This is a genomic window from Selenomonas sp. F0473 (assembly GCF_000315545.1).
In the GTDB taxonomy this organism is placed as follows: Bacteria; Bacillota; Negativicutes; order Selenomonadales; family Selenomonadaceae; genus Centipeda.
Window position 1 is genome coordinate 1,836,491 of the sequence record NZ_JH992902.1, and the last position, 24,018, is coordinate 1,860,508.

The window sequence follows — 24,018 nt, forward strand, 5'->3', positions numbered from 1 at the left end:
ATTGCGGGGAGCGGGACGTCTCCCCCGGAAAGTGGGTTAAATAATGGCGGAATCCGCATGGTCCGTACTTCCTCCGGTCATTACGATCGCGCTTGCGCTCTGGACGAAGGAAGTTTATATGTCGCTCATCATCGGGATTTTTTCCGGGGCAATGCTTTTCACGGGGTTTAACATCCTGGAAGCCGTGCTTATGATGTTCGCGGTGATGGAGGAAAAGATCGGCGCAAACGTGAACATCTTGGTGTTCCTTGCGATCCTCGGCATCCTCGTCGCGGCGATTACGCGCTCGGGCGCGACGCGCGCCTACGGCGAATGGGCGGCGCGCACGATCAGGGGCGAGCGCAGCGCGCTGCTCCTCACGGCGCTGCTCGGCGTTGTGATCTTCATCGACGATTACTTCAACTGCCTGACGGTCGGCACGGTCATGCGGCCCGTTACGGATAAGCTCAAAATCGCGCGGACGAAGCTCGCGTACATCATCGACGCGACGGCGGCGCCGATCTGCATCATCGCGCCCGTATCGAGCTGGGCGGCGGCCGTCGGCTCGTCGCTCCCGGAGAACAGCTCGATCGACGGGTTCTCGCTCTTTTTGCAGACGATCCCGTTTAATCTTTACGCGCTGCTGACGCTCGCGTTCATGATCTTCATCATTTGGACGGGGCGCGACTACGGCGCGATGAGGCGCTCGGTGCGTGAGAATCAAAAGGAATTCTTCGTTCCGGCGGAATACCGTGACAATATGGGAGAAGGCGATGAGGAAGAGGGCAAGGGGACGATGATCGATTTGCTCCTGCCGCTCGCCGTGCTGATCGGCGCCTGCATCTACGGGATGCTCTATACGGGCGGCATCCACGAGGGCAAGAGCGTGGCGCAGGCGTTCGCGGACTGCAGTTCGTCGAAGTCGCTGGTATTCGGCTCTTTCCTCGCGTTCGTCTTTACGGGACTGCTCTATTTGCCGCGCCGCATTCTTTCCTTTACGGAATTTTGCAAGAGTTTCAGCAAGGGGTTCAAGGCCATGGTGCCCGCGATCTTCATCCTGTGCCTCGCGTGGACGCTCTCGGGCGTGTGCAGCGATAAATATCTGAACCTCGGCGGCTTTGTCGGCGGACTCGTCAGCGCGCACGCGTCCATCGTCATGTTCCTGCCGCCGATCTTCTTCCTTGTGGCGCTCGGCCTGTCGTTCGCGACGGGGACGTCGTGGGGGACGTTCGGGATCCTGATTCCGATCGCAATCGCGGTGCTCGGCGACGTGGACAGCTCCGCAATGCTCGTCGTCTGCGTGGCGGCGGTACTCTCGGGGGCGGTCGGCGGGGATCACGCGTCGCCCATCTCGGACACGACGATTCTCGCGTCCGCGGGCGCGCAGTGCCACCATCTCGACCATGTGAACACGCAGATCCCATATGTGTTCACGGTCTCGCTCTGTTCGTTCATCGGCTACGTTGTGGACGGTATGACCCGGAACGGCTGGCTCGGCGTTGCCGCGGGATTTGCGGCGCTCGGCATTGCGATTGCCGTCATCCTCCGGCGCGTGCCGCCGATCGAACGGAAAAATCCAGCGTCGGCATAACCGGCATATGTGCAAGGACTGCGCCCGCGGTCCTTTTTACGTTCCGCAGGTTCACGAATATGGCATTTGTGGTTTTACAGGGCTTTCATTTGTGTTATAATGAAAGGCGGTTTTTAAGGGACCGCCCTCTCATCGGAACGTTCCTTATTCGGATAGAAATAGGAGTTACGCAATGATTCGGATGAAGAATGTCTCCAAGACATACAATAACGGAGTCGTCGCGCTCGATCATATCAATATCGAAATCGGCAAGGGCGAGTTTATCTTCGTCGTCGGCGTGAGCGGCGCGGGGAAATCCACATTCATCAAGATGCTGTTCCGGGAGGAACTCCCGACCGAGGGCGAGCTTTTCGTCAACGGCCACGACGTCGTCCGGATGGATATGAAGGACGTGCCGTATCTCAGGCGCGGCCTCGGCGTCATCTTTCAGGACTACCGACTGCTGTCCGACAAGACGGTTTATGAAAATGTGGCGTTTGCCATGCGCGTTATCGAGGCCCCGCGCCAAATGGTGCAGCGGCGCGTGAACGCGGTTCTCGACGTGGTCGGGCTGCGCGATAAATACAAGAACTTTCCCTCGCAGCTCTCGGGCGGCGAGCAGCAGCGGGTGGCGATTGCGCGCGCGATCGTCAACGATCCCGCGATTCTCATTGCGGACGAGCCGACGGGGAACCTTGACCCGGAGACGAGTTGGGATATTATGGATATTTTTAAACGCATCAATGCGGCGGGGACAACGATCGTTATGGCAACGCATGATAAAGGCATTGTCGATACGATGCAGCGACGTGTGATTGCCATTGAAGGCGGTCATATCGTACGCGACGATATGCACGGAGGCTACGGCTATGAAGATTAGAACCGCCGAATACTATGTGCAGGAGGTCTTTCGATCCCTGCGCCGCAACAACTGGATGACCTTTGCGGCGGTCGGTACGGTCGCCGTGTCGCTCTTCATTCTCGGCGTGTTCCTCATCCTTGCGCTCAACATGAACCGCGCGGCCTCTCTTCTCGAGTCGCAGGTACAGATCAGCGTCTATATGGCGGACGATCTGACGGAGGACGAAGAGGAGGAGCTCGGCGATAAGATCAAGGCCCTCCGGGGGATTGAAAGCGTCAAATACGTCGGCCGTGCGGAGGCGCGGGAGCGTCTCTCCGAGCGCCTCGGCGAGCAGAAATATCTGCTCGATGCGCTCGGCGACAAGAACCCGCTGCCCAACGCCTACGAGGTGACGGTACGCCAGCCGGACATGGTGGAGACGGCGGCAAAGCAGATCGAGCGCATGGACGGCGTCGAGTCGGCGAAGTACGGGCAGGATGTCGTGGAGCATCTTTTTGACATCACCCGGCTCGTGCGCCTCTTCGGCGTGCTGCTCATTCTCCTGCTCGGCGGAGCGACGGTGTTCATCATCGCCAATACGATCCGCCTGACGGTCTTCGCGCGGCGCCGCGAGATCGCGATCATGAAGTACGTCGGCGCGACGGACGCGTTCATCCGTTGGCCGTTCGTGCTCGAGGGCGTCGTCCTCGGCTGTATCGGCGGCGTGATTTCCGCATTCGTCCTGCGCAGTTTCTACGCGGGGGTGGCGAATAAGGTATACGATACGCTCGCGTTCTTCCCCCTCATCCCGCAGTCGCCGTTCATGACGTATGTGAGTATCGTCATCGTTCTGCTCGGCATGGCGATCGGCGCGGCGGGCGCATGGGTATCGCTGAAGCGTTTCTTGAGGGTATGACCGCATGAGCATTGGGAGTAAAAGATATGTGAGCGCGGTACTCGCCGTACTCGTCCTTGCGTCGAGTCCGGTCACGGCCGCGACCCTCGAGGAGGAGCGGGACAGCTACGACGCGCAGGCGGAGGATCTCGGCCGGCAGAGCGACGCGCTTGCGGACAAGATCGATTCGCTCTCGGAGCAAAAGAGGATGCTCGACGAAGCGGCGAGCGAGGCGATCGCCGAGCACAAGGCGCGGCGGGCGGAACTGAACGAGACGCTCGCCCGTCTCGAAGAGAACGAGGAAAAGCTCGCGGCCGCAGAGATCGAATACGAGCGCAAGAGCGACGCCCTCGGCAAGCGCGTGCGCGACATCTATATCAACGGGCAGATATCCTATGTGGACGTGCTCTTTGGGGCGAAGGATTTCTCGGACCTCCTGACGCGCATGGATCTCCTCAAGCGCGTCATCAAGCAGGACTATGAGCTCGTTCACGCCGTGCTCGAACAGCGCGACGCGATGGTTACGCTCAAGGCCGAACTCGAGGAGGACAAGGCCGCGCAGGAACCTCTCGAGAAGAAGGCGCGCGAAGCGCGCCTCGCGATGGAGGACAAGGTTGAGGCGCAGCGGGCTCTCATCGAGCAGATGAAGTACGACAAGGCGACGATCGACCGCAAGCAGGACGAAGCGCGCGCGGCCTCGGAGCGCATCACGCGCATGCTGCAGCGCAGCGGCCTGCGCAACCTGCCCGTGCAGGGTTCGGGCGCGATGATCTGGCCGCTCGCGGGCCCTATCACCTCGCCGTTCGGTTGGCGCACACATCCGATCACGGGGGCGCAGCGTTTCCACAGCGGTATCGATATCGGCGGCGACTACGGCGATCCGATCTATGCCGCGCAGGCGGGCACCGTCGAATACGCGGGCTGGATCTCGGGGTACGGCTACGCCGTGATCATCAACCACGGCGGCGGCATCTCAACGCTCTACGGGCACTGTCAGTCCCTCGACGTGAGTTCCGGCCAAAGCGTGGCGCAGGGCGACCTCATCGCCGAGTGCGGATCGACGGGCAACTCGACGGGGCCGCACTGCCATTTCGAGGTGCGCGTAGACGGGGAGCCGGTGAATCCGCTCGGTTATCTGTGATGAAACGAAAGAGTATATGAGCAGAAAAAAAATAGCTGCCGGCATCGTCCTTTCCGCGCTGGTTGGAAGCCTGCTGACCGTTTTGGCAGCCGGCGCCTTCCTCCGCGCGGCGGGATTTTACGGCGACGACGTACTGCGCCTGTTCGGCGTCATGAAGTTCATCCAGGCGCGTTACGTGAACGCGCCCGATACCACGCATCTCATCGACGGCGCGATCGAGGGCATGGTGGCCTCCTTGGGCGATCCGCATTCCGTCTATATGCCGCCCGGGATGTTCGGGGCGCTGCGGCAGCAGACGGAGGGGGCTTTCGGCGGCATCGGCGTGACGATGGGGTTCAAGGATAAGCGCGTGAAGATCATCTCCGTGCTTGAGGGGACGCCCGGAGAGGCGGCGGGGCTGCGTGCGGGAGACGAGATCCTCGCGGTCGACGGTGCGCCGACGAGCGAGATGCAGAGCGAAGAAGTCGCGATGAACATCCGCGGCAAGGTCGGGACGAATGTTACGCTTCGCATCCTGCGCGACGGAGCGGAGAATGACGTTACGATCACGCGCGCGACGATACAGGTGCCTTCCGTACGCGGGACGATTGTCGACGGGACGACGATCGGCTACATCCGTATCGCGTCCTTCGCGGAGCATACGGGCGACGAGTTCGCCGCCGAGATGAACCGCCTTGCGGGGCTCGGCATGACGTCCCTCATCATCGATCTGAGAGAAAATCCGGGCGGGCTGATCACGAGCTGCGTCGCCGTTGCCGAGCAAATTGTGCCGGCGGGACCGATCGTCTCGGTGGTTGACCGCGACGGGAACGAGGAGACCTACCGCTCCCGTCTTGCGGAGCGGAAATATCCGATCGTTGTGCTCATCGATGAGAACAGCGCGAGCGCCTCCGAGATTCTTGCCGGCGCCCTTCAGGATACGGGCGCCGCGACCGTCATCGGGACAACATCCTACGGCAAAGGCTCCGTGCAGACGGTACTGCCGCTCATGCATGAGGACGGGCTCAAACTCACGGTCGCAAAGTATGCGACGCCGAGCGGCCGCTTCATCGACGGGATCGGCATCGTGCCCGACGTCGTCGTCGAGCGCAGTCCGCAGGATGCGTCCGATGTGCAGTTTGAGGCCGCGAAGCGATGGCTGATCGATCATCCAACTCTCTAATGAAAACATAATTCTGCTCAAAGAAAAGGTTAGCGCCCTTGCGGTAGCATGGGCGCAATTATTTTAGATGCTTGCGATCGAGGAGGTTTTTTTATGTACGGTCAAAAGCGCCGCATGCTTTGTCTGCCCTTGTTTGCCGCATATTTATTTGCGGTGCAGTCCGGGGCGGAGGCGCGCGATCTCTCTCTGCAGGAGGCCGTCGGTACGGCGCTCTCCGCAAACACGGGACTGCGCATCACGCGTCAATCGGAGCATACGGCGGATGCCGCCCTGAAACAGGCGCGCGGCAAGAACGGCGTCTCCGTATCGGCGAGCGACAGTCTGCGTGCGGGCAAGACGAACGGGGAAAGCGAACAGGCATCGAACGGGCTGAATCTTTCGGCGAGCATGCCGCTTTACAGCGGCGGGGCGAACCGGGCGAGCATCAAGTCGGGCGAGATCGGCGCGGCGGCTGCGCGGCTCACGACGGAACGCGCACGGGAAGATCTGAAATACGAGGTGATCGCCGCGTATTACAATGCGGTCGAGGCGCTGAAGAAGACGGAAGTGCAGCGCGAAGCGGTCGGCAACTACGACGCGCATCTCGGGAATGTCACGGCGCTCTACGAGGCGGGGGCGCAGGCGCGCATCGATGTGCTGCGCTCCTCCGTCGAGCTCTCGAACGCGCGGCAGGAGCTCATCAGCGCGGAGAATGCCTACGAAGTAAATCTTGCGACGCTGCGCAATCTCCTCAATATGGACCGCGGCGAGGAACTGCATCTCACGACGGACGTCGCCTACGTTCCTTTTGACAAGGCGGTGCAGGACTGTATTGCCTACGCCTACGGCAACCGGCGGGACCTGCAGGTGCAGAAGGACACGCTTGCCCAGCGGGAACTCGCCGTAGACATCGCGAAGGCCGGGAAGAAGCCGACCGTCAATCTCACGGTCGGCACCGGCATCACCAGTCAATTCCGCCCGCGCAGCGATACGAATCGCGACGTCTCCGCGTCCGTCGGGGTGAACTGGAACATCTTTGACAGCGGCGTGACGCGCGCGCAGATCGACGCGGCGGAGGCCGAGCGCGACACGGCGCTGCTGAATGTCCGCAGGACCGAGGAGACGATCGATCTGGACCTGCGGAAGGCCTATCTGAACCTGCGTGAGGCGGAGAAGCGCTTTACGGCGACGGGGGACGCGGTGAAGCAGGCGGAGGAAGATTATTTCATCGCAAGTCAGCGTTACCGTGCGGGGGAGGGGATCCTCCTCGACGTGCTGGACGCGCAGCTTGCGCTGTCGAAGGCCAAGCAGAACGATATCAACGCACGCTATGACTATGCGCGCTATCGGGCGCAGGTGGAGAATCTGATGGGCGAACCGCTCACCGCGGCGGAACGCGCCGCGGCCGACGGGCTGCCCGAGGTCACACAGGCCGAGCGCGACAGTGCGGACGCCGCAAACCTCGCGACGAGCGCGGCGGTACAGATGACGGTTGCGAAGAATGAGGTGCCCGGCAAATGAAACGGAAGAAAATCATCGGTATCGGTGTGCTGATCGCGGCGGTCGTCGCTTTCGGCGGCTATTACTACTATTCGGCGGGCGAGGCGGAAAAATCCGCGCAGGTCGTTGAGACCGTTGCCGTACAGCGTATGGATATCAAGTCGACCGTCGAGGCGACGGGGACGATACAGCCCGTCGATTCCGTTGAGGTCAGCTCCAAGATCACCGCGCGCATCAGCTCGGTGCTCGTGAAGGAGAACGATACGGTGACGGCAGGACAGACCGTCGCGACGCTCGACGGCAAGGACTACGAGGCGAAGCGGGACCAGGCGCAGTACCGTGTGACGAATACGCGTGCAAAGTACAACCGTATGAACTATCTCGCGGGCATCGGGGCAAAATCCCAGCAGGATCTTGAAGATGCGGCATATAACTACGATACGGCGCAGTCGACGCTCGAAGAGGCGGTCTCCGACGCGAACGAGACCATCATCACCGCGCCGATCTCGGGCGTCGTCGTCGGCGAACCGAAGACGGCGGGGACGATGGCCGTGCAGGGGTCGGACAACCCGACCGTCATCATGCGCATCGCGGATCTCTCGCGCAAGCAGATCAAGGCGAAGGTTGATGAGACCGATATCGGCAATATCCGCGTGGGGCAGGATGCGACGTTCACGGTCGACGCCTTTACGGATCAAAAATTTACGGCGCGCGTCTCGAAGATCTCTCAGACCGACGTTTCAAACAGCTGGGATACGAGTTCATCGAGTTCGTCGAGTTCCTCGTCCTCGAGCGCGAGCGTTATCTATTACTACGTCACGCTCGACGTGGACGATCCGGACAGTATGCTTCTGCCCGCGATGACCGCGCGCGTCGTGATCAATACGGCGGACAAAGCGGATGCGCTCGTCGTTCCCCTTTCCGCGCTCAAGACGGATGCGCAGGGGTCCTACGTGTTTGTCCTCAAGGAGGACGGCACGCAGGAGCAGCGCTATGTCGAGACGGGCATCTACAGCGACGAATACGTCGAGATTCTTTCGGGGCTGGACGAGGGGGAACGCGTCGTCAATACCTACACGTCAAAGGCGGCAAAGGCGGCAAGCAGCGTGAAACAGGACGGCGGACCGCCGCCGTTCTGATGCGGGGGGACATCATGCAGACCAAAGAAACACATCCCGCGGCCATTCGTCTCCACGGCATCCGCAAGGTCTACCGCATCGGCGGGGAGGAGCTCGCGGCGCTCGACGGCATCGACCTCGACATTCATCGCGGCGAGTTTGCCGCGCTGATGGGACCCTCGGGTTCCGGCAAGTCTACGCTGATGAATATTCTCGGCTGTCTTGACCGTCCGACCGAGGGCTCCTACCGGCTCGACGGCGACGAGGTTGCGGGGCTCGACGACGACGCGCTCGCCGTCACGCGCAACAAAAAGATCGGCTTCGTCTTTCAGAATTTCAACCTGCTCCCGCGTATCTCCGCGCTTGAAAACGTCGCTCTCCCGCTTGTCTATGCGGGCGTACGCAAAAAAGAGCGCCTGGCGCGCGCACAGGAAGTGCTCGCATCCGTCGGTCTGGCCGACCGCGGCGGACATCTGCCGAACGAACTCTCGGGCGGCCAGCGCCAGCGCGTCGCGATCGCCCGCGCGCTCGTCAACGAGCCGCATATCATCATGGCGGACGAGCCGACGGGCAACCTCGACACCAAGTCCACGAAAGAGATCATGGATATCTTTGAAAAGATGCATGAGAAGGGGCATACGATCATCCTTGTCACGCACGAGCCGGAAATCGCCGTGCGCGCGAGCCGCCAGCTCCTCGTCCGCGACGGCAGGATCACGCGCGACGAAGGAAAGGGGGTCGTGATGGATGTTGTTTAAGGAATGCTTCGCCATGGCGCTGAATGCGCTCCTTGCGAACAAGCTCCGCTCCCTCCTCACGATGCTCGGTATCATCATCGGTGTCGGCGCGGTCATTGCGATGGTCTCCATCGGCATGGGCGTCCGAACGAGCGTGACGAACTCCTTTGCCAGTCTCGGTACGAATATGCTCATCGTTATGCCGGGCTCCACCAATAAGGGCGGCATCCGCGGTGCAGCAGGCTCGCGCAAATCCCTCAAATACGACGACGCTAAGGCGATTGCAGCCAAAATCAAGGGCATTGACTATGTTTCGCCGACGGTAAACACCTCCTATCAAGTCGTCAACGGCAACCTCAACTGGAATACGGAGGTGATGGGAGTCACGCCGGAGCTGATGCAGATCCGCTCGCTCAAGGTGGAAAACGGCTCTTTCATCACGGCGAGCGATCTCAGCAAACGCAGCCGCGTCGCCGTGATCGGCGCGACCGTCGCCGCGAATCTGTTCGGCGCGGAGAATCCGGTCGGTCAAAATATCCGCATCAATAATCAGCCGTTTAAGGTCATTGGCCTCATCGCTTCGAAGGGACAGTCGTCCATGGGGCAGGATCAGGACGATGTGATCTATATTCCGCTGACCACAGCGCAGGAGCGCATGCTTGCGATCACCCATGTGCAGTCGATCAATATTCAGGTGTCCGACCCGGCGCGCATGGATCAGGTACAGAGCGAGATCGAGACCTTGCTGCGGTCGCGGCATCATATACGTACCGGTACGGAGGACGACTTCACTGTGCGCAATATGACGAGCCTTATGGAGTCCTTTACAGAGAGCACAAATATGATCACGCTGCTGCTCGGCTCGATTGCGGGGATCTCTCTGCTCGTCGGCGGCATCGGCATCATGAACATCATGATGGTTTCTGTTACCGAGCGCACACGCGAGATCGGCATCCGCAAGGCGCTAGGGGCGACCTCGTCGAATGTCCTTATGCAGTTCATGATCGAGTCCATGGTGATCGGCATTGTCGGCGGGGTGATCGGGATTGTGATGGGCGTCTCGCTCTCGGAGACCATTGCAAAATTCGGCGCGCTCGAGACGACGATTTCACTGTTGCCGATCGTCGTCTCGTTCACCTTCGCGGTCGGCATCGGTCTCTTTTTCGGCATCTATCCCGCACGCAAGGCGGCGCGGCTCGATCCCATCGATGCTCTGCGCTACGAGTAAGCGGGAGGATATAGTTTTCGTTTTGTGATGTGTCCCGTGCGGACATGCAAGAGAGGAGAATATCTTATGCGAAAAAAACGTTCTTTCAAGATTCTTTCCGGGATGCTCGTGGCAGCGGCAGTGCTCGTCGCCGTTCCCCTGAACGTCCCTGCAGCACAGGCGCGCTCCTATACGTCTGCGCAGGAGATGGACGGTATGCCCAATCCGATGGTTGAATATCAGTCCGTTGCAGAGGCGGCGCAGGCGGCGGGCTATTATCCCCTGTCACTGTCGGAACTCACGGGCTATCAGGCGGAGCATATCTACGTCATTGCGGGCGACCTCATCGATATCCGTTATGCACGCATCCGGAACGACAACGCAAAGCTGCTCGTGCGCACGGCGCCCGCCAATCTGATGCAGAATGACGATATCAGCGGCATCTATGGCGCAACGTGGAAGAAGGTGACCATGCGCGGTGTCCCCGTGTCGATTGCGGAGGTCAAAGATGAGAACGGGATGACGACCAACTACGCCGCACATTGGGCAGTTGGCGACTATCTCTTTGCGGTACAATCTGAAGGGATTTCCTACACGGCGTTCATGCGCGCCTTGTTGGACGGGCCGGTCGATTTGTCGGTGAACTATTTTACGAAGATAGAGCATCACTCCATGGATGACGATACGATTCCGTATTGAAAAACAGAGATGCAGTACATCGCCGTTCGTTGTTATAGGGAACAGCAGCACGGCGCCGCTGCGAGGGCAGCGTCATTACGTTCAATTACAAATAAAAGAGCCGCATCTTTATCGGGTGCGGCTTCTTCGTTTGTGTACAAATATTTACTTATTGATGACGAGCGCCATAAAGACGAGATCCTCGTTGTCCGAGATGTTCTCGATGGCGTGCGCTTCGCCGTCGCCGCAGAACGTCGTCGTCCCGGGGCCGATCTCGACCTCCGTGCCGTTGTCGTTATAGCGGGCGCGGCCGGAGAGAATATGGTAGGTCTCCGTGTTGCCCTCGTGCCGATGCAGCCCCATCGAGGCGTGCGGCGGGATGGTGACGCGCGCATACATCGCGCATTTGCCGTCGAGCTCTGCCGGACCGAGGAGCTTTTCAATATGGATGGTGCCGCTGCCGCCGAAGCGGTTCTCGGCAGAGATGCGTTCGTGCCGTGTGATCGCCATGCGTGGATCTCTCCTTTTCTTTTTCCATAGAGTTTGATAGAATACAAAAGAGGGCGTTTAGAGAAATATACGCTCCCTATATCTTCTAAAAAAAATATTCGCGGTGGAGGCGCATTTTCCTTTTTATGATCTACGTTTTGAAATTTGGCGCGGCATGGATTCTGCCGCCGGGCATCTTCATCCTCGCGCTTTTTTGTATCGCCGTATATCTTTGGCGGCAGCGTATGAAGGCGGCTGCGGGGCTCCTCGCGGGAATTGCGCTCGTTTTCTATCTCCTCACGACGGGCGCGGTCGCCGACCTCCTGATGGGCGGCCTTGAGCGTACCTATGCAGTGCCGGCGCAGCCGCGGGGAGATATCATCGTCATGCTCGGCGGCGGCGCGATCGGCGGCGTGCAGGATGTGGACGGCGAGGGGATGCTGGCGCCCAGTCCCTCCTCCCGCCTCTTGACCGCCGTGCGCCTTCATGACAAACTCGGGCTGCCGATCCTGCTCTCGGGCGGCAGGGTGTTTAAGGACACGGGCTCGGAGTCCGAGATCGGGCGGCGCGTCCTCATTTCGCTCGGGGTGCCCGCGGATCAAATCTACGTGGAAGCGGACAGCCTCACCACGGGGCAAAATGCGCGCAACACGGCGGAGATCCTGCGCCGCGAAGGTTTTACGCATCCGATCCTCGTGACGTCGGCATTCCACCTGCCGCGCGCCGTGCTGAACTTTGAGAAGCAGGGCGTCGAGGTGACGCCTTATCCGTCGGATTTTTGGGTGCCCGCGCATCCGAACCTCAACCCGCTGAAATTCGCGCCGAGCGTCCCGCCCTTTCAGACCAATGTCACGTTCCTGCGTGAAGAACTGCGGACGTTCATCACGAGGTATTTGGAATGACGAAGAATTTGACCGTAGGCGATCCGCTGCGGCTGCTCTTCTTCTTTACGCTGCCGCTCGTTGCGGGGAATATGATGCAGCAGCTCTATGCGTTCGTCGATACGCTGATCGTCGGGCGGTTCCTCGGGGTCTCGGCGCTGGCGGCGGTCGGCTGTACGGGCAGTTTGATGTTCCTTGCGCTCGGTTTCATCATGGGTTTTTGCGTCGGCATGACCATCTGCACGGGCCAGCGCTTTGGCGCGGGGGATATGGAGGGCGTGCGGCGGAGCGCGGCCGCGTGCCTTGTGCTCGGGACGGCGGTGACACTCCTTCTTACGGCGCTTGTCCTGCCGCTCACACGCCCGCTGCTCATGCTTATGGAGACGCCCGCGGAGATCATTGACGGCGCGCAGGATTTTATCAGCGTTGTTTTCGCAGGGCTCGTCATCTTCCTCTTTCTCTATCTGCAAAACTGCCTCGTGCGCGCGCTTGGAGACAGTAAAATCCCGACCCTGATGCTTGGTATCGCGCTCTTTCTCAACATCGTCCTCGAGCCGATCGCGATTCTCGTGCTGGAATGGGGGATTCCCGGCGCAGCGCTCGCGACCGTCATTTCGCAGGGGCTTGGCGCGCTGATATTCTTCGCCTACATTCGGCGGCGCATCCCCGCGCTCCATGTGCGGCGGTCGGATTTTTTCCTTAACCGAGCGCTGCTTTGGGAGCATCTGCGCGTGGGTCTGCCGATGGGATTTCAGGGCACGGTCATTGCCGTCGGCGCGGTGATTCTCCAAATCGCGCTGAACAATCTCGGCGCGGTTGCCGTTGCCGCGTATGCGGCGTCGCAGAAAATTGACGCCGTCGCCGTCATGCCGATGCTGTCTTTTGGCTACGCGATGGCGGCGTACACCGCACAAAACTATGGCGCGCAGCAGTATGACCGCATTCGTGCGGGGGTGCGCGCCTGCCTGAAACTTTCGATGGGCTTTGCCGTGTTGATCGGAGCGCTGCTCATCGCGTTCGGTACGAATATTCTCGCGCTCTTCGTCGGTGACGATGCGGCGGCAGCCGATGTCATTTCCTACGGTCGTATGTTTCTTATCGTCAACGGTTCCTGCTATCTGATTCTCGCGCTCCTGCTCGTCTACCGGAACGTCCTGCAGGGACTCGGGCAGAGCGTGATGCCGACCGTTGCGGGGGCGATGGAACTCCTTATGCGCGCAGGTGCGGCGATCTTCCTCTGCGCGCAGTTCGGCTTCCTGGGAGCCTGCTTTGCAAACCCTCTCGCATGGATCGGCGCGGGGGTGCCTGTTGCGATTGCGTATTATTGGACGGAGAAAACGCTCGGCGCGGATCGGGATGTTTGCGCCTGACTTTTCACTAAAAAAGCTGCTGCACGAAGGGCGATACGTTCGTGCGGCAGCCTTTTTATCTACAGCATATTTCTCAAAAATTCCTTTGTCCGTTCCTCGCGCGGTGCGGAGAAGAGCGCGTCCGGCGCGCCCTCTTCGACGATGCGGCCGTGCTCCATGAAGATGACGTTCGTCGCGGCCTCGCGCGCGAACGCCATCTCGTGCGTGACGACGATCATCGTCATGCGCTCGGCGGCAAGCGCGCGCATCGTGCGCAGCACTTCGCCCGTCAGTTCGGGGTCGAGCGCGGAGGTGGGCTCGTCAAAGAGCATGATGTCCGGACACATCGCGAGCGCCCGCGCGATGGCGACGCGCTGCTGCTGGCCGCCCGAGAGCTGTGCGGGATAGGCGTTCTCGCGATCCGCAAGCCCGACCTTTTGGAGAAGTTCCCGGGCGTAGGGGAGAATCGCGCTCTTTGCCATCCCCTTGACATGACACGGCGCCTCGATGAGGTTCTCGATGACCGTCATATGGGGGAAGAGATTGAACTGCTGGAAGACCATCCCCGTGGAGGCGAGGATATCGCGCGCCGCACGCGGCTCCGCGTAGGCTGCCTGCATCTCGCCCGGCTTTGTTTGGCAGAGCGCCCTGCCGCGGATGACGATATCGCCGCTGTCGACGGTTTCGAGCTTGTTGATGCAGCGGAGCAGCGTGGATTTCCCGGAACCCGAGGGGCCGATGATCGCGAGGACTTCGCCGCGCGCGAGCGAGAGATCGATGCCGCGCAGCACCTCCGTTCCGCCGAATGTCTTGCGGATGCCGCGCATCGTGAGCATCGTTTCCGTATCAACGGTCATATCTGCCATAGTGCGCCTCCAATTTTTTGAATCCCCAAGTGAGCACGGCGGTCATCGCAAGGTAGAACGCCCCCGCAATGACGAGCGGCGTCATGTCGAACTCGCGCTGAACGATCGTGCGCGCAACGCGCAGGAGGTCGTTCATGGCGAGGATGTAGACCAGCGACGTGTCCTTGACGAGATTGATCGTCTCGTTGCTGACCGGCGGCAGCGTAATGCGCAGCACCTGCGGCAGAATGATCCGGCGCAGGGCGAGCGGATAACTCATACCGAGGACGCGCGCCGCCTCGTACTGTCCGCGCGGCACCGCCTGGATGCCCGCGCGGAAGATCTCCGCGAAGTACGCCGCGTAGTTCAGCACAAAGGCCAGGAACGCGGCGGAGAGATCCGACAGCTTGATGCCGATCATCGGCAGGGCAAAGTATACGAAGAGCAGCTGGAGCATCAGCGGCGTGCCGCGCATGACCCAGATGTAGAAGTCGATCAGTCGGCCGAGGATCCGGCTGCGCGAAAGGCGTCCCAGCGCAACGAAGAAGCCGAGCGGCAGCGAAAGCGCGAGCGTAACGCAGAAAATCTCGAGCGTGACCGTCGATCCCTCGAGCATGAGGAGGGCGGTATCCAGTATTTTATCCATCATATCTCCCGGCGTGAAAAAGGCTGCCGCAGGGAGCGCGGCAGCCTCGTTCCGTGCAGTTACTTAACCAAATTCGTTTGGAACCACTCTTCCGAGATCTTTGCGGCCGTGCCGTCCGCCTTCATCTCGTTCATGACCTTCTGCACTTCGTCGCGCAGCGCCGTATTGTCTTTTGCAAAGGCGATGCCGAGCTCGCCCTTGGGGCCGATCGGGATGTTGCGCTCTTCGATTTTATCGGGGTGTTTGCTCATGTAGTAGCGCCCGACAATCCGGTCGCCGACCACCGCGTCGAGACGCCCGTTCTCAAGATCCATAAAGGTCGCGACGAAATCGGGATATTTCTTGACCTCTTTGACGTCCTTTTTATAGAAGTCAGTCGCGTCGATGTATTCCTCCGCCGTACTTGCGCTCTGCGTGCCGATCACCTTGCCGGCGAGGCTTTGCTCGTCGGTAATCGCAGTGTCGCCTTTGCGGACGAAGATGACCTGTTGGCTGTCCATGTAGGGATCGGAGAAGAGCATGTTCTCTTTGCGTTTTTCCGTGATATCGAGTCCGTTCCACAGGATTTGGACGCGGCCGCTCTTGAGCTCGGCTTCCTTGCTCGACCAGTCGATCGCCTTGAACTCAACCTCGCGCCCGAGCCGCTTTGCCGCTTCCTTCGCGAGGTCGATGTCGAAGCCGACGATCTCGTTCTTTTCGTCCTTAAAGCCCATCGGCGGGAAATTGTCGTCGAGTCCTACGACAATTTTCCCCTTGTCTCCGTCCTTCGCAGGCGCGCCGGTCTTATCCCCTCCGCCGCAGCCCGCGAGCAGAGCGGCGGACATCATGGTCACGGCGGCTCCGGTCAAGATTGTTTTCCAATTCATCTTTTCCACTCTCCTTTTGCTGTTCTTTAACAAGATAAAGTGATGACGTGTTGATATTATAAGCGAAAGGATAAAATTATGTCAAGTATTTATTTTGTACAGGCAGGTTTTTTCTAAGAAAGGTAGAAATACATTATAGATATCATATTCGTATAACATTGACCGCGTAAACCGGGGGAGGGCTTACATTGCGTGCAATATCCGTGGACGATCTTGACAATGGAATGATACTTGCGCGAACGATCGTCAATGCCAAGCGCGTCGTCGTCGTGTCCGAGAACACCGAACTGACGCAGGCGCACATCACACGGCTTAAATTCCTGAAGATTCCCGTCGTTTACATCAAGGATGAGAACGAGCTGAAAGAGGCGATATCGCCGATTTTCTCGCGCAGCAATCTCTTCATCAAACAGTATGAAAACGTTGTCGGCACGGCAAAGTCCATCTTTGAACAGACGAAGAAGACGGGGAAGGTGCCCGTTGAAGAGACGAACGATATGGTGCAGGGGGATCTCCTGCCGCTCTCGCGCCGCAGCGGAGCAATCGATTACCTCAACGAGCTGAACCACCTCGCGAGCGACATCTACAACCACTCGCTGCGCGTGTCGATCCTTGCGGGCGTCTTTGCGAAGTGGATGCGGCTCGACCGTGAGACGGCAAAGGATATCGTGATGGCCGGTTTCCTGCACGATGTGGGAAAGGCAAGGTTCGATCAGCGGCTGCTCGAGAAGAACATCGATACGCTTACGGGGGAGGACTACGAGCGCTACATCCAGCATACGGTCGACGGGGCGCAGATCCTCAACGGGATTGCGGGGCTCACGGAGGGCGTGCGTCTGACGGCGCTGCAGCATCATGAGCGCATGGACGGGAGCGGGTTCCCGTTCAACGTCAAGGGAGACGATATCCATCTCTACGCGCGCATCGTTGCCGTTGCGGATCTCTACGACAATATTACGATTGAGCGCGAGGGCTATCCTCGCCGGACGCCGTTCGACGCGGTGGCGGTGATCGCCGGACAGATGTATACGAAGCTCGATCCCACGGTCTGTATGGCCGTTCTGACGAATATTAAAAATGCGTTCCTCGGGTCGCGCGTGCTCCTCAGCAACCATCGCGAGGGGACGCTCGTCTCCTACCCGCACGGCGTCGTTCCGATGCCGATCGTTTCAATAGGCGACGACGAGATGATCGATCTCAACGAGCAGAGGGAAATTTCGATTCTCGAATACAACCCGAAGTAAATCAAACGGCATATGAAAACGCCCGTCGGATGATTCCGACGGGCATTTGCGTTTCGTTTTTTACTCTACCGACTGGATCACGTTGTACCATTGGAGCACGGCGTCGTAATTCTGTTTGAGCCGGCGCGGCGGGATGTTCTCTTCGCCGCACAATGTGATCACGCGGTCCCAGTCGCCCTGTTCGTAAGCGACGGCAAGATCGAGAACTCTGCGCAGGTCGTTTTCCTCGCCGAGCAGCGCGGCGTTGAGTTCGGGCGAGAGCGCGATCTCTTTGAGGATTTCCTCCATCGGCTGGTTCAGCAGCGCGTCGATGAGGGAGAACATGCCGAGCAGGAAGCCGGTGTCCGGCGTAACGTTCGGACGGTTGAGATCCTCTGAGATCAGCTCGCAGAACTTCGCGCGCAGGAGCGAGATGGTGAAGAGTTCGGACGGCTTGTCCTTCGAGAATGTCTGCAGGCTGACGAGCGTCACCCAGCGGCGGATCCCTTCGAAGCCGAGCAATACGGTCGCTTGATGCAGATTCGACACGTTGTGCGTGAGACCTATGCCGACGGAATTGATGTAGGTGAGCAGCTTATGCACGAGATTGGTATCCGACGAGATGGCGTCGGTGATGGAGGAAAAGTCGAATTCGGGGCGGTTGATCTCCTTGAGCAGACGCATCTGCGAGAGCATACTGCTGCTGAGTTTTCTTTTGCTCAGCACGGTCGGCTTGCAGAAGAAGTACCCTTGGAAAAGCACATAACCAAACGCCAGCGCCTGTCGGAACTCGTCCTCCGTCTCGATCTTTTCGGCGAGCAGACGCACGTGGGCGGGGAGAATCTCCCGCAGTTTCCGGCGCTCTTCGGGATCCGTCGTGATGCGGAAATCCACCTTGATGATGTCCGCCATTTGGATCAGCGGCTCGTAGCCGGGCATGAGGACGAAATCGTCCAACGCGATCTTGTAGCCCGCTTCTTTCAGTTCCTTCACGGCGTTGAGGATCTCGGAGCGAGCCTGCACGGTCTCGAGAATCTCCACCACGATGGTGTCGGCGGGCAGGAGTTTTGGCGCGCGGTCGAGCAGGTTTTTCTCCGTGAAGTTGATGAACGCTTTCTTATTCGAGACGAGCTTCTTCATACCGAAATCCAGCATCGCGTTCACCATGACGCTCTGTGTGGCGACGTTGCCGTCCAAGCGCGGGTCGAAAGCGTTCTTTAGTCCGCTGCGAAAAAGTATTTCGTAAGCGAATACGCCTTTTTTCTTGTCCAAAATGGCCTGGCGTCCGATGAATAATTCGTCCATAAGATCGGCCTCTTTCTGTCGGTGAAAAATCCCAAAGGTTCCGTTGTGTCGTCATACGTAATTTTATGTGACGCATATTATAACATAGTTCCTGCGAAAAAGAAATGAAAAAGCGCCGCTTTATGATATAATGAGAAAAAACAACCGGGATGTGGTAACTTTTGCTTCAGGATATCCAAATCGGCCGATATTTGCCGGGGGATTCCTTCCTGCACCGTATGGACGCGCGCGTGAAGATCCTCCTGCTCGTCGGCTTTTTGCTGCTCGTTTTCTTTGTGGAAAATCCGGCGGGCGTCGCTGTGCTTTGCGCAGCGACGGCGCTCCTCATGGTGACCTCGCGGGTTCCTCTCATGCTGCAGCTGCGCTCCGTCCGTCCGATTCTGTGGATCGTCGTCTTTACGTTTCTTGTGCATCTCTTTATGACGCCGGGCACGGCGGCGTTCCGCCTCGGCGTGTTCACGGCAACGTGGGAGGGACTCGCGCGCGGCGGCTATATCGGCCTGCGTCTCATCCTGCTCATCCTGCTCAGCACGCTGCTGACGCTGACGACGAGCCCGCTGCGGCTGACGGATGGGCTTGAGGCGCTCATGTCTCCGCTGCGCCGTGTGGGCATCCCGGTACACGAGCTCTCGATGATGATGACGATCGCGCTGCGTTTCGTACCGACGCTGCTCGAGGAGATGGACCGCATTATGAAGGCGCAGAAAGCGCGCGGGATGGATTTTGAGCAGGGAAATATCCTGCGCCGCCTGCGCGCGGTTGTCCCCATCCTTGTGCCGCTCTTTCTCTCGGCATTCCGGCGCGCGGACGAACTTGCGCTCGCAATGGAAGCGCGCTGCTATCACGGGGGCGAGGGGCGCACGCGGATGAAGGAGATGCGCGTGGGGCGGCTCGACTATGCGGCAATCGGGATCTTTTTGGCGGGCGCGGCGTGCGTCTACCTTGCGAGCCTTGGAGGACTGCGTCTTGCGCCCTGAGCATGTGGAGATGATGAAGGCGCGCGCACGGAACCTTGCTCTGCGCGTTGCCTATGACGGGACGAACTACCGCGGGTTCCAGCGGCAGTCGCCGCCCGTCGTCGCCGTACAGAACGTGCTCGAGGTGGCGCTCGCGCAGGTCTGCGGAGAGCCGGTGGAAATTGCCGCGGCGGGGCGGACGGACGCGGGCGTGCATGCCTACGGGCAGGTGGTGAATTTCTTCACCGACGGGCGGATTCCTGCCGCGCGTCTGCCGCGTGCGGTGAACGGGCTCCTGCCGCCCGACATTGCCGTCACGGAGGCATGGGAAGCGGCGCGGGATTTCAGCGCGCGCCATGCGGCGACAGGCAAGGCGTATCTCTATCGTATCGAGCGGTGCGCGGTTCCAAATCCGTTTACGCGCAGCTATGCGTGGCAGATCTTCCGGCCGCTCGATGTCGAGGCGATGCGTACGGCGCTTGCGCTCCTCGTCGGAACGCACGACTACAGCTCGTTCCGTGCGGCGGGAGGGAAACCGATGTCGCCCGTGCGGACGCTGGACGAGATCCGGTTGGAGGCGGAGGTGGACGGGCGCCTTACCTGCTATATCCACGGCAACGGATTCCTCTATCATATGGTGCGGAATATTATGAGTACGGTCGTGCATGTGGGACTTGGGGATATTTCGACGCGGCGGTTTGCCGAGATCTTTGCCGCGCGGAACCGGAAACTGGCGAGTCCGACGGCACCGGCCTGCGGGCTGTATCTCCTTCGCGTGGACTACGAAGGGAATCCCCGTACGGCGGAATGAAAGGAGCGGAGGACATGGAGCGGCAGGCGGCAGAGCGGCTGGTGGCCGAGGCGGCGCGCGAGGTGCGCCGCGGATCGCTCGATGCGGGGGCACACGGCAGTCATGTCGTGGCGCTCGTCAACGAGATTCTCGATGCGGCGATCGCCGCGGGCGCGACGGATATTCACCTCGAACCGCAGCGCGACGGACTCCGCATCCGCCTGCGTGTCGACGGTCTGCTGCAGGAGCGCCCCGTTCCTCTGCCTGCGGAGCTCGCCCCGGTCGTCATTGCGCGGCTGAAGGTGATGGCGGGCATTGATATCGCCAAGCGCAACCGGCCGCAGGACGGACAGCTGAGGCGTGCCAGCGGCGGGCGTGCGGTCGATATGCGTGTCGCGGTGCTTCCCGTCGTCGACGGGGAGCGCATGGTCGTGCGCATTCTGGATGCCGACGCACGCTTCCTCGGCTGTGCGGAACTCGGCTTTTCATCCAAAAATCTCGCGCTGTTCGAGGGCCTGATCCGTCGCCCTACCGGATTGCTGCTCCTCTGCGGACCGATGAACTCGGGCAAGACGACGACCCTCTATGCGGCGCTTTCGGCGCTCAATGATCCGAGCTGCAATATCATGACGCTCGAGGATCCCGTGGAGCGGCGCATTGAGGGCGTCAGCCAGATTCAAGTGAATCCGGAAGCGGGGCTGACTTTTGTGGCGGGACTGCGCGCCGCGCTGCGGCAGGATGCGCAGAAGATTCTGCTCGGCGAGATCCGCGATCGCGAGACGGCGGAGATGGCCGTGCGCATCGCGCTCACGGGGCACGCGCTTTTCTCGACGCTCCATACGGAGGACGCGGTGTCGGCCGTGTTCCGCATGGTGGAGATGGGCGTGCCGCGCTATCTCCTCGCCGCGACGCTCTCGGGCGTCATTGCACAGAGGCTGGTGCGGCGGATCTGTCCGCACTGCCGCGAAACCTATGAAGTGGCGCCCGCGTCGCATGAGGCACTTCGGTTGGGGCCGCTGTACCGAGAAGGCCTGACCCTCACGCGCGGCGGCGGGTGCGTTCATTGCCGCGGCACCGGGTACCGCGGACGCATGGCGATTCACGAAGTGCTCCCCATCTCGGGGCGCATTCGTGCGGCAATCCTTCGGGAGGAAGATAAAGAAACGCTGCGTGCGGCGGCGGAAGCAGACGGCGTGGAGACGCTGTGGCAGGACGGCCTTGCAAAGGCGATTGCAGGCGAGACGACCTTGGATGAAGTCGGGAGGGCACTCTATGGATGAGCAGGCGCTGTGGGAGGATATTCTTCGGCGCGCGATGACGGCGGAGGCATCCGATCTGCATGCCGCGGCGGATCAGCGCGTGCAGATGCGCCGCGACGGCGTGCTTTATGCCGAAGAAATGGTGCCGAGCGCGGCGTTTATGCGCGCGCTCGCGGTGCAGATGCTCTCGGAAGCGCAGAGGGCGGAGCTGGCCGCGCACCGCGACGTCGACTTTTCATGGCGGTATGAGGGCCGGCGGTTTCGCGGCAATATATACGGCGTCCGGGATGTGCCGGCGCTTGCGCTTCGCCTTCTGCCCGCACGGATCCGAAGTGTGGAGGAGATCGGGATGCCCGCGGCGCTCCGCACCTTGTGTACCGCACGCGAAGGTCTGGCGCTTGTCTGCGGGGCGACCGGCTCGGGCAAGACGACCACGATTGCCGCTTTGCTGCAGGCGGTCAATCAAACGCGTGCGGCGCATATTGTGACGCTTGAGGATCCGATCGAGTATATTTTTGAGCCGGCCCGCGCGTTTGTAAGCCAGCGCGCCTTGGGGCGCGATTTTATTTCGTTCCCGGCGGCCGTGCGGAGCGCCCTGCGGGAAGACCCGGATATCGTGCTCATCGGTGAGATCCGCGACCGCGAGACGATGGAGGCTGCCCTTTCGGCCGCGTCGACGGGGGTTCTTGTCCTTGGCACGCTCCATACGCGGAGCGCGGAGCAGACGGCAATGCGTGTGGAGAGCATGTTTCCCGCGGATGTGCGCGACGCCGTGCGGGCACAGTTTGCAGACGTCGTGACGGGGATCTTTGCCCAGCGGCTCGTACCGGGAAAGGACGGCGGCCGCGTTGCCGTGATCGAGGCGCTCTGCGCGACGCCCGCGGTGCGCAACATGATCCGCCAAGGGCATTACGGGCAGCTCGGCTCCGTGATGATGAGCGGCGCCGCACAGGGGATGCAGACGTCCGCGATGGCCGAGGCGGCGCTGCGTGCCGCGGGGCTTATCCTATGAAGCCCTTTTCCTATCGTGCCTGTACGTCGGACGGCCGGCGCGTTAAAGGGCGGATCGAGGCGGAGACCGCGGTTGCTGCGGCGCGCGCTCTTGCCGCCGACGGGTTGGTCGTCGTGCAAATCGAGGAGCGGCGGCATATTTTTCCGATGAGGCGCATGCCTTTGCAGCTGCGCGGCCGCGTGGCGGAGGAGGAACGGATCGCTCTTTTTCAAGAGCTTGCCGCGCTTCTTGCCGCGGGGCTGCCTCTCCATGAGGCGTTGGGCAGGCTTGCGGACGGAACGAACGAAACGTCTGCGTTCGGCAGACTTGTCCGCGCGCTGCATGCAGAGGTGCTGCGCGGCACCGCATTGTCGCGGGCGATGGAACGGCACCCCGAGGATTTTCCGCCCAGTATTGTCGGTATGGTGCGCGCGGGCGAGGAGAGCGGAACGCTGGACGTAATCTTTGCCGAGGCGGCGGCGTTTTTGACCGAGGCGCATACGCTGCGGGAGTCTCTCAAGAGCGCGTTGGCTTATCCGATTTTTCTCCTTGCGGCAACGGCATGTTCTATTGTGTTGATGACGATATTTGTGCTGCCTGTGTTTGCCTCGCTCCTGCGGGATCTTGGCACGGAGCCGCCGCTGCCGACGCGGATCCTGCTGACGGCCGCGGATACGGCCGCCGCGCATCCCTATCTCTTGATTTTTGCACTCTCGGCACTGCTCATGGGAGGCGTTGTCTTAGTGCGTATCCCCGCGCTGCGGTTCCGGATCGACGCCGCGCTCCTGCGTATTCCTATCCTCGGACGTTTCATTCGCTTTGCGGCCTGGGGGATGATCCTGCGGACGCTTGCCATCCTCATGCACAGCGGCATCCGCCTCGATCGCGCCGTGCATCTAGCGCGGTCCGTGGCGGGGAACCGTGTGCTCGCCCGCTCGTTGGAACGGGTGGAGCGAGGGCTCCTTCAGGGGCAGACCCTGGCGCGGGCGCTGTCTCGGGAAAATCAGCTGCCGCAGATCCTGCAGGGAATGCTTGCGGCCGGGGAGTCCGCCGGGGATCTTGAACGCCTCCTGCGTCAGGCGGCGGAGTATTGTAAACGCATGTCGCAGCAGCTCTCCGCGCGTATGGAATCATTGGCCGAGCCTGTGATGATCGTCATGATTGCGTGCGTCATCTTCTTTGGCGTTCTTTCCTTTTTGCTGCCGGTTTTTGAGGCGATGGATCAATTGATGTAGAGGGGAACGCGCTCCGCGCCCCGCCTTATACGTCGGCGACGATTTTCAGATCAGCCGTATGGAAAATGCGGCATTGAACAGCGGGAAATAAACGCACTAAAAAACCGGCAACCGCTCTCTTTCGAACAGGCTGCCGGTTTATACCGATATCATCATAAAACTTAGATCCGTCCTTATTCAGTTGTGGCGGCTCGTCTCCGTCGTGCGAATCGCCGCGTGCGTTCGCGCCGGCGGAACCGGTCTATTTTGTACGTTCAGCTGAAACCGTTTTGGAGATCTCGTAGATTCATCCAATTTGCGCGCTTGGTTTTCGAAATCGAATCGTACAGATGGACATGTCATCTGCCCCGACAGTCGGGGAGTGACGACGCTGCGA

General features: G+C 60.4%; 23 protein-coding genes. 18 read left to right on the forward strand and 5 right to left on the reverse strand.

From position 1 onward, the window contains the following. Nucleotides 1–43: 43 nt before the first annotated feature. From HMPREF9161_RS08435 to HMPREF9161_RS08480, 10 genes are all read left to right on the forward strand, one after another. Nucleotides 44–1,570 carry a Na+/H+ antiporter NhaC family protein gene (locus HMPREF9161_RS08435; RefSeq protein WP_037348709.1) on the forward strand — a complete coding sequence of 509 codons (1,527 nt, stop codon included), beginning with the start codon at nucleotides 44–46 and terminating at the stop codon, nucleotides 1,568–1,570. Nucleotides 1,571–1,742: 172 nt separating this feature from the next. Further along, nucleotides 1,743–2,429, forward strand: coding sequence for a cell division ATP-binding protein FtsE (gene ftsE, locus HMPREF9161_RS08440; RefSeq protein WP_009729249.1), 687 nt, complete (start codon nucleotides 1,743–1,745; stop codon nucleotides 2,427–2,429). After that, entirely contained in the window at nucleotides 2,419–3,306 is an 888-nt protein-coding gene (ftsX, locus tag HMPREF9161_RS08445) for a permease-like cell division protein FtsX (protein ID WP_009729250.1), read from the forward strand. The genes ftsE and ftsX overlap by 11 nt, the downstream gene beginning before the upstream one ends. 4 nt (nucleotides 3,307–3,310) lie before the next feature. After that, nucleotides 3,311–4,426, forward strand: a complete 1,116-nt coding sequence (locus tag HMPREF9161_RS08450) for a murein hydrolase activator EnvC (protein WP_009729251.1) — start codon at nucleotides 3,311–3,313, stop codon at nucleotides 4,424–4,426. Between the two features lie 16 nt (nucleotides 4,427–4,442). Continuing rightward, a complete protein-coding gene (locus HMPREF9161_RS08455) occupies nucleotides 4,443–5,588 on the forward strand; it encodes a S41 family peptidase (RefSeq protein WP_009729252.1) in 1,146 nt (381 codons plus the stop codon). A 93-nt stretch (nucleotides 5,589–5,681) separates the two neighbouring features. After that, the gene (locus tag HMPREF9161_RS08460; RefSeq protein WP_009729253.1) at nucleotides 5,682–7,088 is read left to right on the forward strand and encodes a TolC family protein; all 1,407 of its coding nucleotides are present in this window, start codon (nucleotides 5,682–5,684) and stop codon (nucleotides 7,086–7,088) included. After that, nucleotides 7,085–8,206: an efflux RND transporter periplasmic adaptor subunit gene (locus HMPREF9161_RS08465; RefSeq protein WP_009729254.1), complete on the forward strand. Its 1,122-nt coding sequence runs from the start codon at nucleotides 7,085–7,087 to the stop codon at nucleotides 8,204–8,206. Before HMPREF9161_RS08460 ends, HMPREF9161_RS08465 begins: the two co-directional genes overlap by 4 nt. A gap of 14 nt (nucleotides 8,207–8,220) precedes the next feature. After that, entirely contained in the window at nucleotides 8,221–8,943 is a 723-nt protein-coding gene (locus HMPREF9161_RS08470; protein WP_037348871.1) for an ABC transporter ATP-binding protein, read from the forward strand. Next, on the forward strand, nucleotides 8,933–10,150 hold the full coding sequence (locus tag HMPREF9161_RS08475) for an ABC transporter permease (protein ID WP_009729256.1): 1,218 nt from the start codon (nucleotides 8,933–8,935) through the stop codon (nucleotides 10,148–10,150). The genes HMPREF9161_RS08470 and HMPREF9161_RS08475 overlap by 11 nt, the downstream gene beginning before the upstream one ends. 66 nt (nucleotides 10,151–10,216) lie before the next feature. Beyond that, nucleotides 10,217–10,828 (forward strand): hypothetical protein, encoded by a 612-nt coding sequence (locus tag HMPREF9161_RS08480; protein WP_009438683.1) that lies wholly within the window; start codon nucleotides 10,217–10,219, stop codon nucleotides 10,826–10,828. Nucleotides 10,829–10,972: 144 nt separating this feature from the next. On the opposite strand, the gene HMPREF9161_RS08485 is transcribed toward HMPREF9161_RS08480, so the two are convergent. Further along, complete coding sequence (locus HMPREF9161_RS08485; protein ID WP_009729257.1) at nucleotides 10,973–11,317, reverse strand: cupin domain-containing protein; 345 nt, start codon at nucleotides 11,315–11,317, stop codon at nucleotides 10,973–10,975. 125 nt (nucleotides 11,318–11,442) lie between these two features. Here HMPREF9161_RS08485 and HMPREF9161_RS08490 point away from each other — a divergent pair, with 125 nt between their 5' ends. Together HMPREF9161_RS08490 and HMPREF9161_RS08495 are read left to right on the forward strand one after the other, a co-directional pair. Beyond that, nucleotides 11,443–12,198 (forward strand): YdcF family protein, encoded by a 756-nt coding sequence (locus tag HMPREF9161_RS08490; RefSeq protein WP_009729258.1) that lies wholly within the window; start codon nucleotides 11,443–11,445, stop codon nucleotides 12,196–12,198. Then, nucleotides 12,195–13,547 carry an MATE family efflux transporter gene (locus HMPREF9161_RS08495; protein WP_009729259.1) on the forward strand — a complete coding sequence of 451 codons (1,353 nt, stop codon included), beginning with the start codon at nucleotides 12,195–12,197 and terminating at the stop codon, nucleotides 13,545–13,547. The genes HMPREF9161_RS08490 and HMPREF9161_RS08495 overlap by 4 nt, the downstream gene beginning before the upstream one ends. Before the next feature lie 59 nt (nucleotides 13,548–13,606). On the opposite strand, the gene HMPREF9161_RS08500 is transcribed toward HMPREF9161_RS08495, so the two are convergent. Genes HMPREF9161_RS08500 through HMPREF9161_RS08510 form a run of 3 tightly spaced genes read right to left on the reverse strand, consistent with a single transcriptional unit; the run spans nucleotide 13,607 to nucleotide 15,883 of the window. Continuing rightward, nucleotides 13,607–14,392, reverse strand: a complete 786-nt coding sequence (locus tag HMPREF9161_RS08500; RefSeq protein WP_009729260.1) for an amino acid ABC transporter ATP-binding protein — start codon at nucleotides 14,390–14,392, stop codon at nucleotides 13,607–13,609. Further along, nucleotides 14,373–15,017 carry an amino acid ABC transporter permease gene (locus tag HMPREF9161_RS08505; protein WP_009729261.1) on the reverse strand — a complete coding sequence of 215 codons (645 nt, stop codon included), beginning with the start codon at nucleotides 15,015–15,017 and terminating at the stop codon, nucleotides 14,373–14,375. The genes HMPREF9161_RS08500 and HMPREF9161_RS08505 overlap by 20 nt, the downstream gene beginning before the upstream one ends. Before the next feature lie 59 nt (nucleotides 15,018–15,076). Then, nucleotides 15,077–15,883: an amino acid ABC transporter substrate-binding protein gene (locus HMPREF9161_RS08510; protein WP_009729262.1), complete on the reverse strand. Its 807-nt coding sequence runs from the start codon at nucleotides 15,881–15,883 to the stop codon at nucleotides 15,077–15,079. A 224-nt stretch (nucleotides 15,884–16,107) separates the two neighbouring features. Here HMPREF9161_RS08510 and HMPREF9161_RS08515 point away from each other — a divergent pair, with 224 nt between their 5' ends. Further along, entirely contained in the window at nucleotides 16,108–17,127 is a 1,020-nt protein-coding gene (locus HMPREF9161_RS08515) for an HD-GYP domain-containing protein (RefSeq protein WP_051010583.1), read from the forward strand. A 60-nt stretch (nucleotides 17,128–17,187) separates the two neighbouring features. On the opposite strand, the gene HMPREF9161_RS08520 is transcribed toward HMPREF9161_RS08515, so the two are convergent. Next, entirely contained in the window at nucleotides 17,188–18,411 is a 1,224-nt protein-coding gene (locus HMPREF9161_RS08520) for an EAL and HDOD domain-containing protein (RefSeq protein WP_009729264.1), read from the reverse strand. A gap of 161 nt (nucleotides 18,412–18,572) precedes the next feature. Between HMPREF9161_RS08520 and HMPREF9161_RS08525 the strand changes: the two genes are divergently transcribed. The 5 genes from HMPREF9161_RS08525 to HMPREF9161_RS08545 are packed head-to-tail and all read left to right on the forward strand — an operon-like array spanning nucleotide 18,573 to nucleotide 23,642. Beyond that, a complete protein-coding gene (locus HMPREF9161_RS08525) occupies nucleotides 18,573–19,388 on the forward strand; it encodes an energy-coupling factor transporter transmembrane protein EcfT (protein ID WP_009729265.1) in 816 nt (271 codons plus the stop codon). 13 nt (nucleotides 19,389–19,401) lie between these two features. After that, nucleotides 19,402–20,178: a tRNA pseudouridine(38-40) synthase TruA gene (truA, locus tag HMPREF9161_RS08530; RefSeq protein ID WP_037348873.1), complete on the forward strand. Its 777-nt coding sequence runs from the start codon at nucleotides 19,402–19,404 to the stop codon at nucleotides 20,176–20,178. Nucleotides 20,179–20,192: 14 nt separating this feature from the next. Next, complete coding sequence (locus HMPREF9161_RS08535) at nucleotides 20,193–21,437, forward strand: GspE/PulE family protein (RefSeq protein WP_009729267.1); 1,245 nt, start codon at nucleotides 20,193–20,195, stop codon at nucleotides 21,435–21,437. Beyond that, on the forward strand, nucleotides 21,430–22,428 hold the full coding sequence (locus tag HMPREF9161_RS08540; protein ID WP_009729268.1) for a type IV pilus twitching motility protein PilT: 999 nt from the start codon (nucleotides 21,430–21,432) through the stop codon (nucleotides 22,426–22,428). Before HMPREF9161_RS08535 ends, HMPREF9161_RS08540 begins: the two co-directional genes overlap by 8 nt. After that, complete coding sequence (locus HMPREF9161_RS08545; protein ID WP_009729269.1) at nucleotides 22,425–23,642, forward strand: type II secretion system F family protein; 1,218 nt, start codon at nucleotides 22,425–22,427, stop codon at nucleotides 23,640–23,642. The genes HMPREF9161_RS08540 and HMPREF9161_RS08545 overlap by 4 nt, the downstream gene beginning before the upstream one ends. The last annotated feature ends 376 nt before the right edge of the window (nucleotides 23,643–24,018 follow it).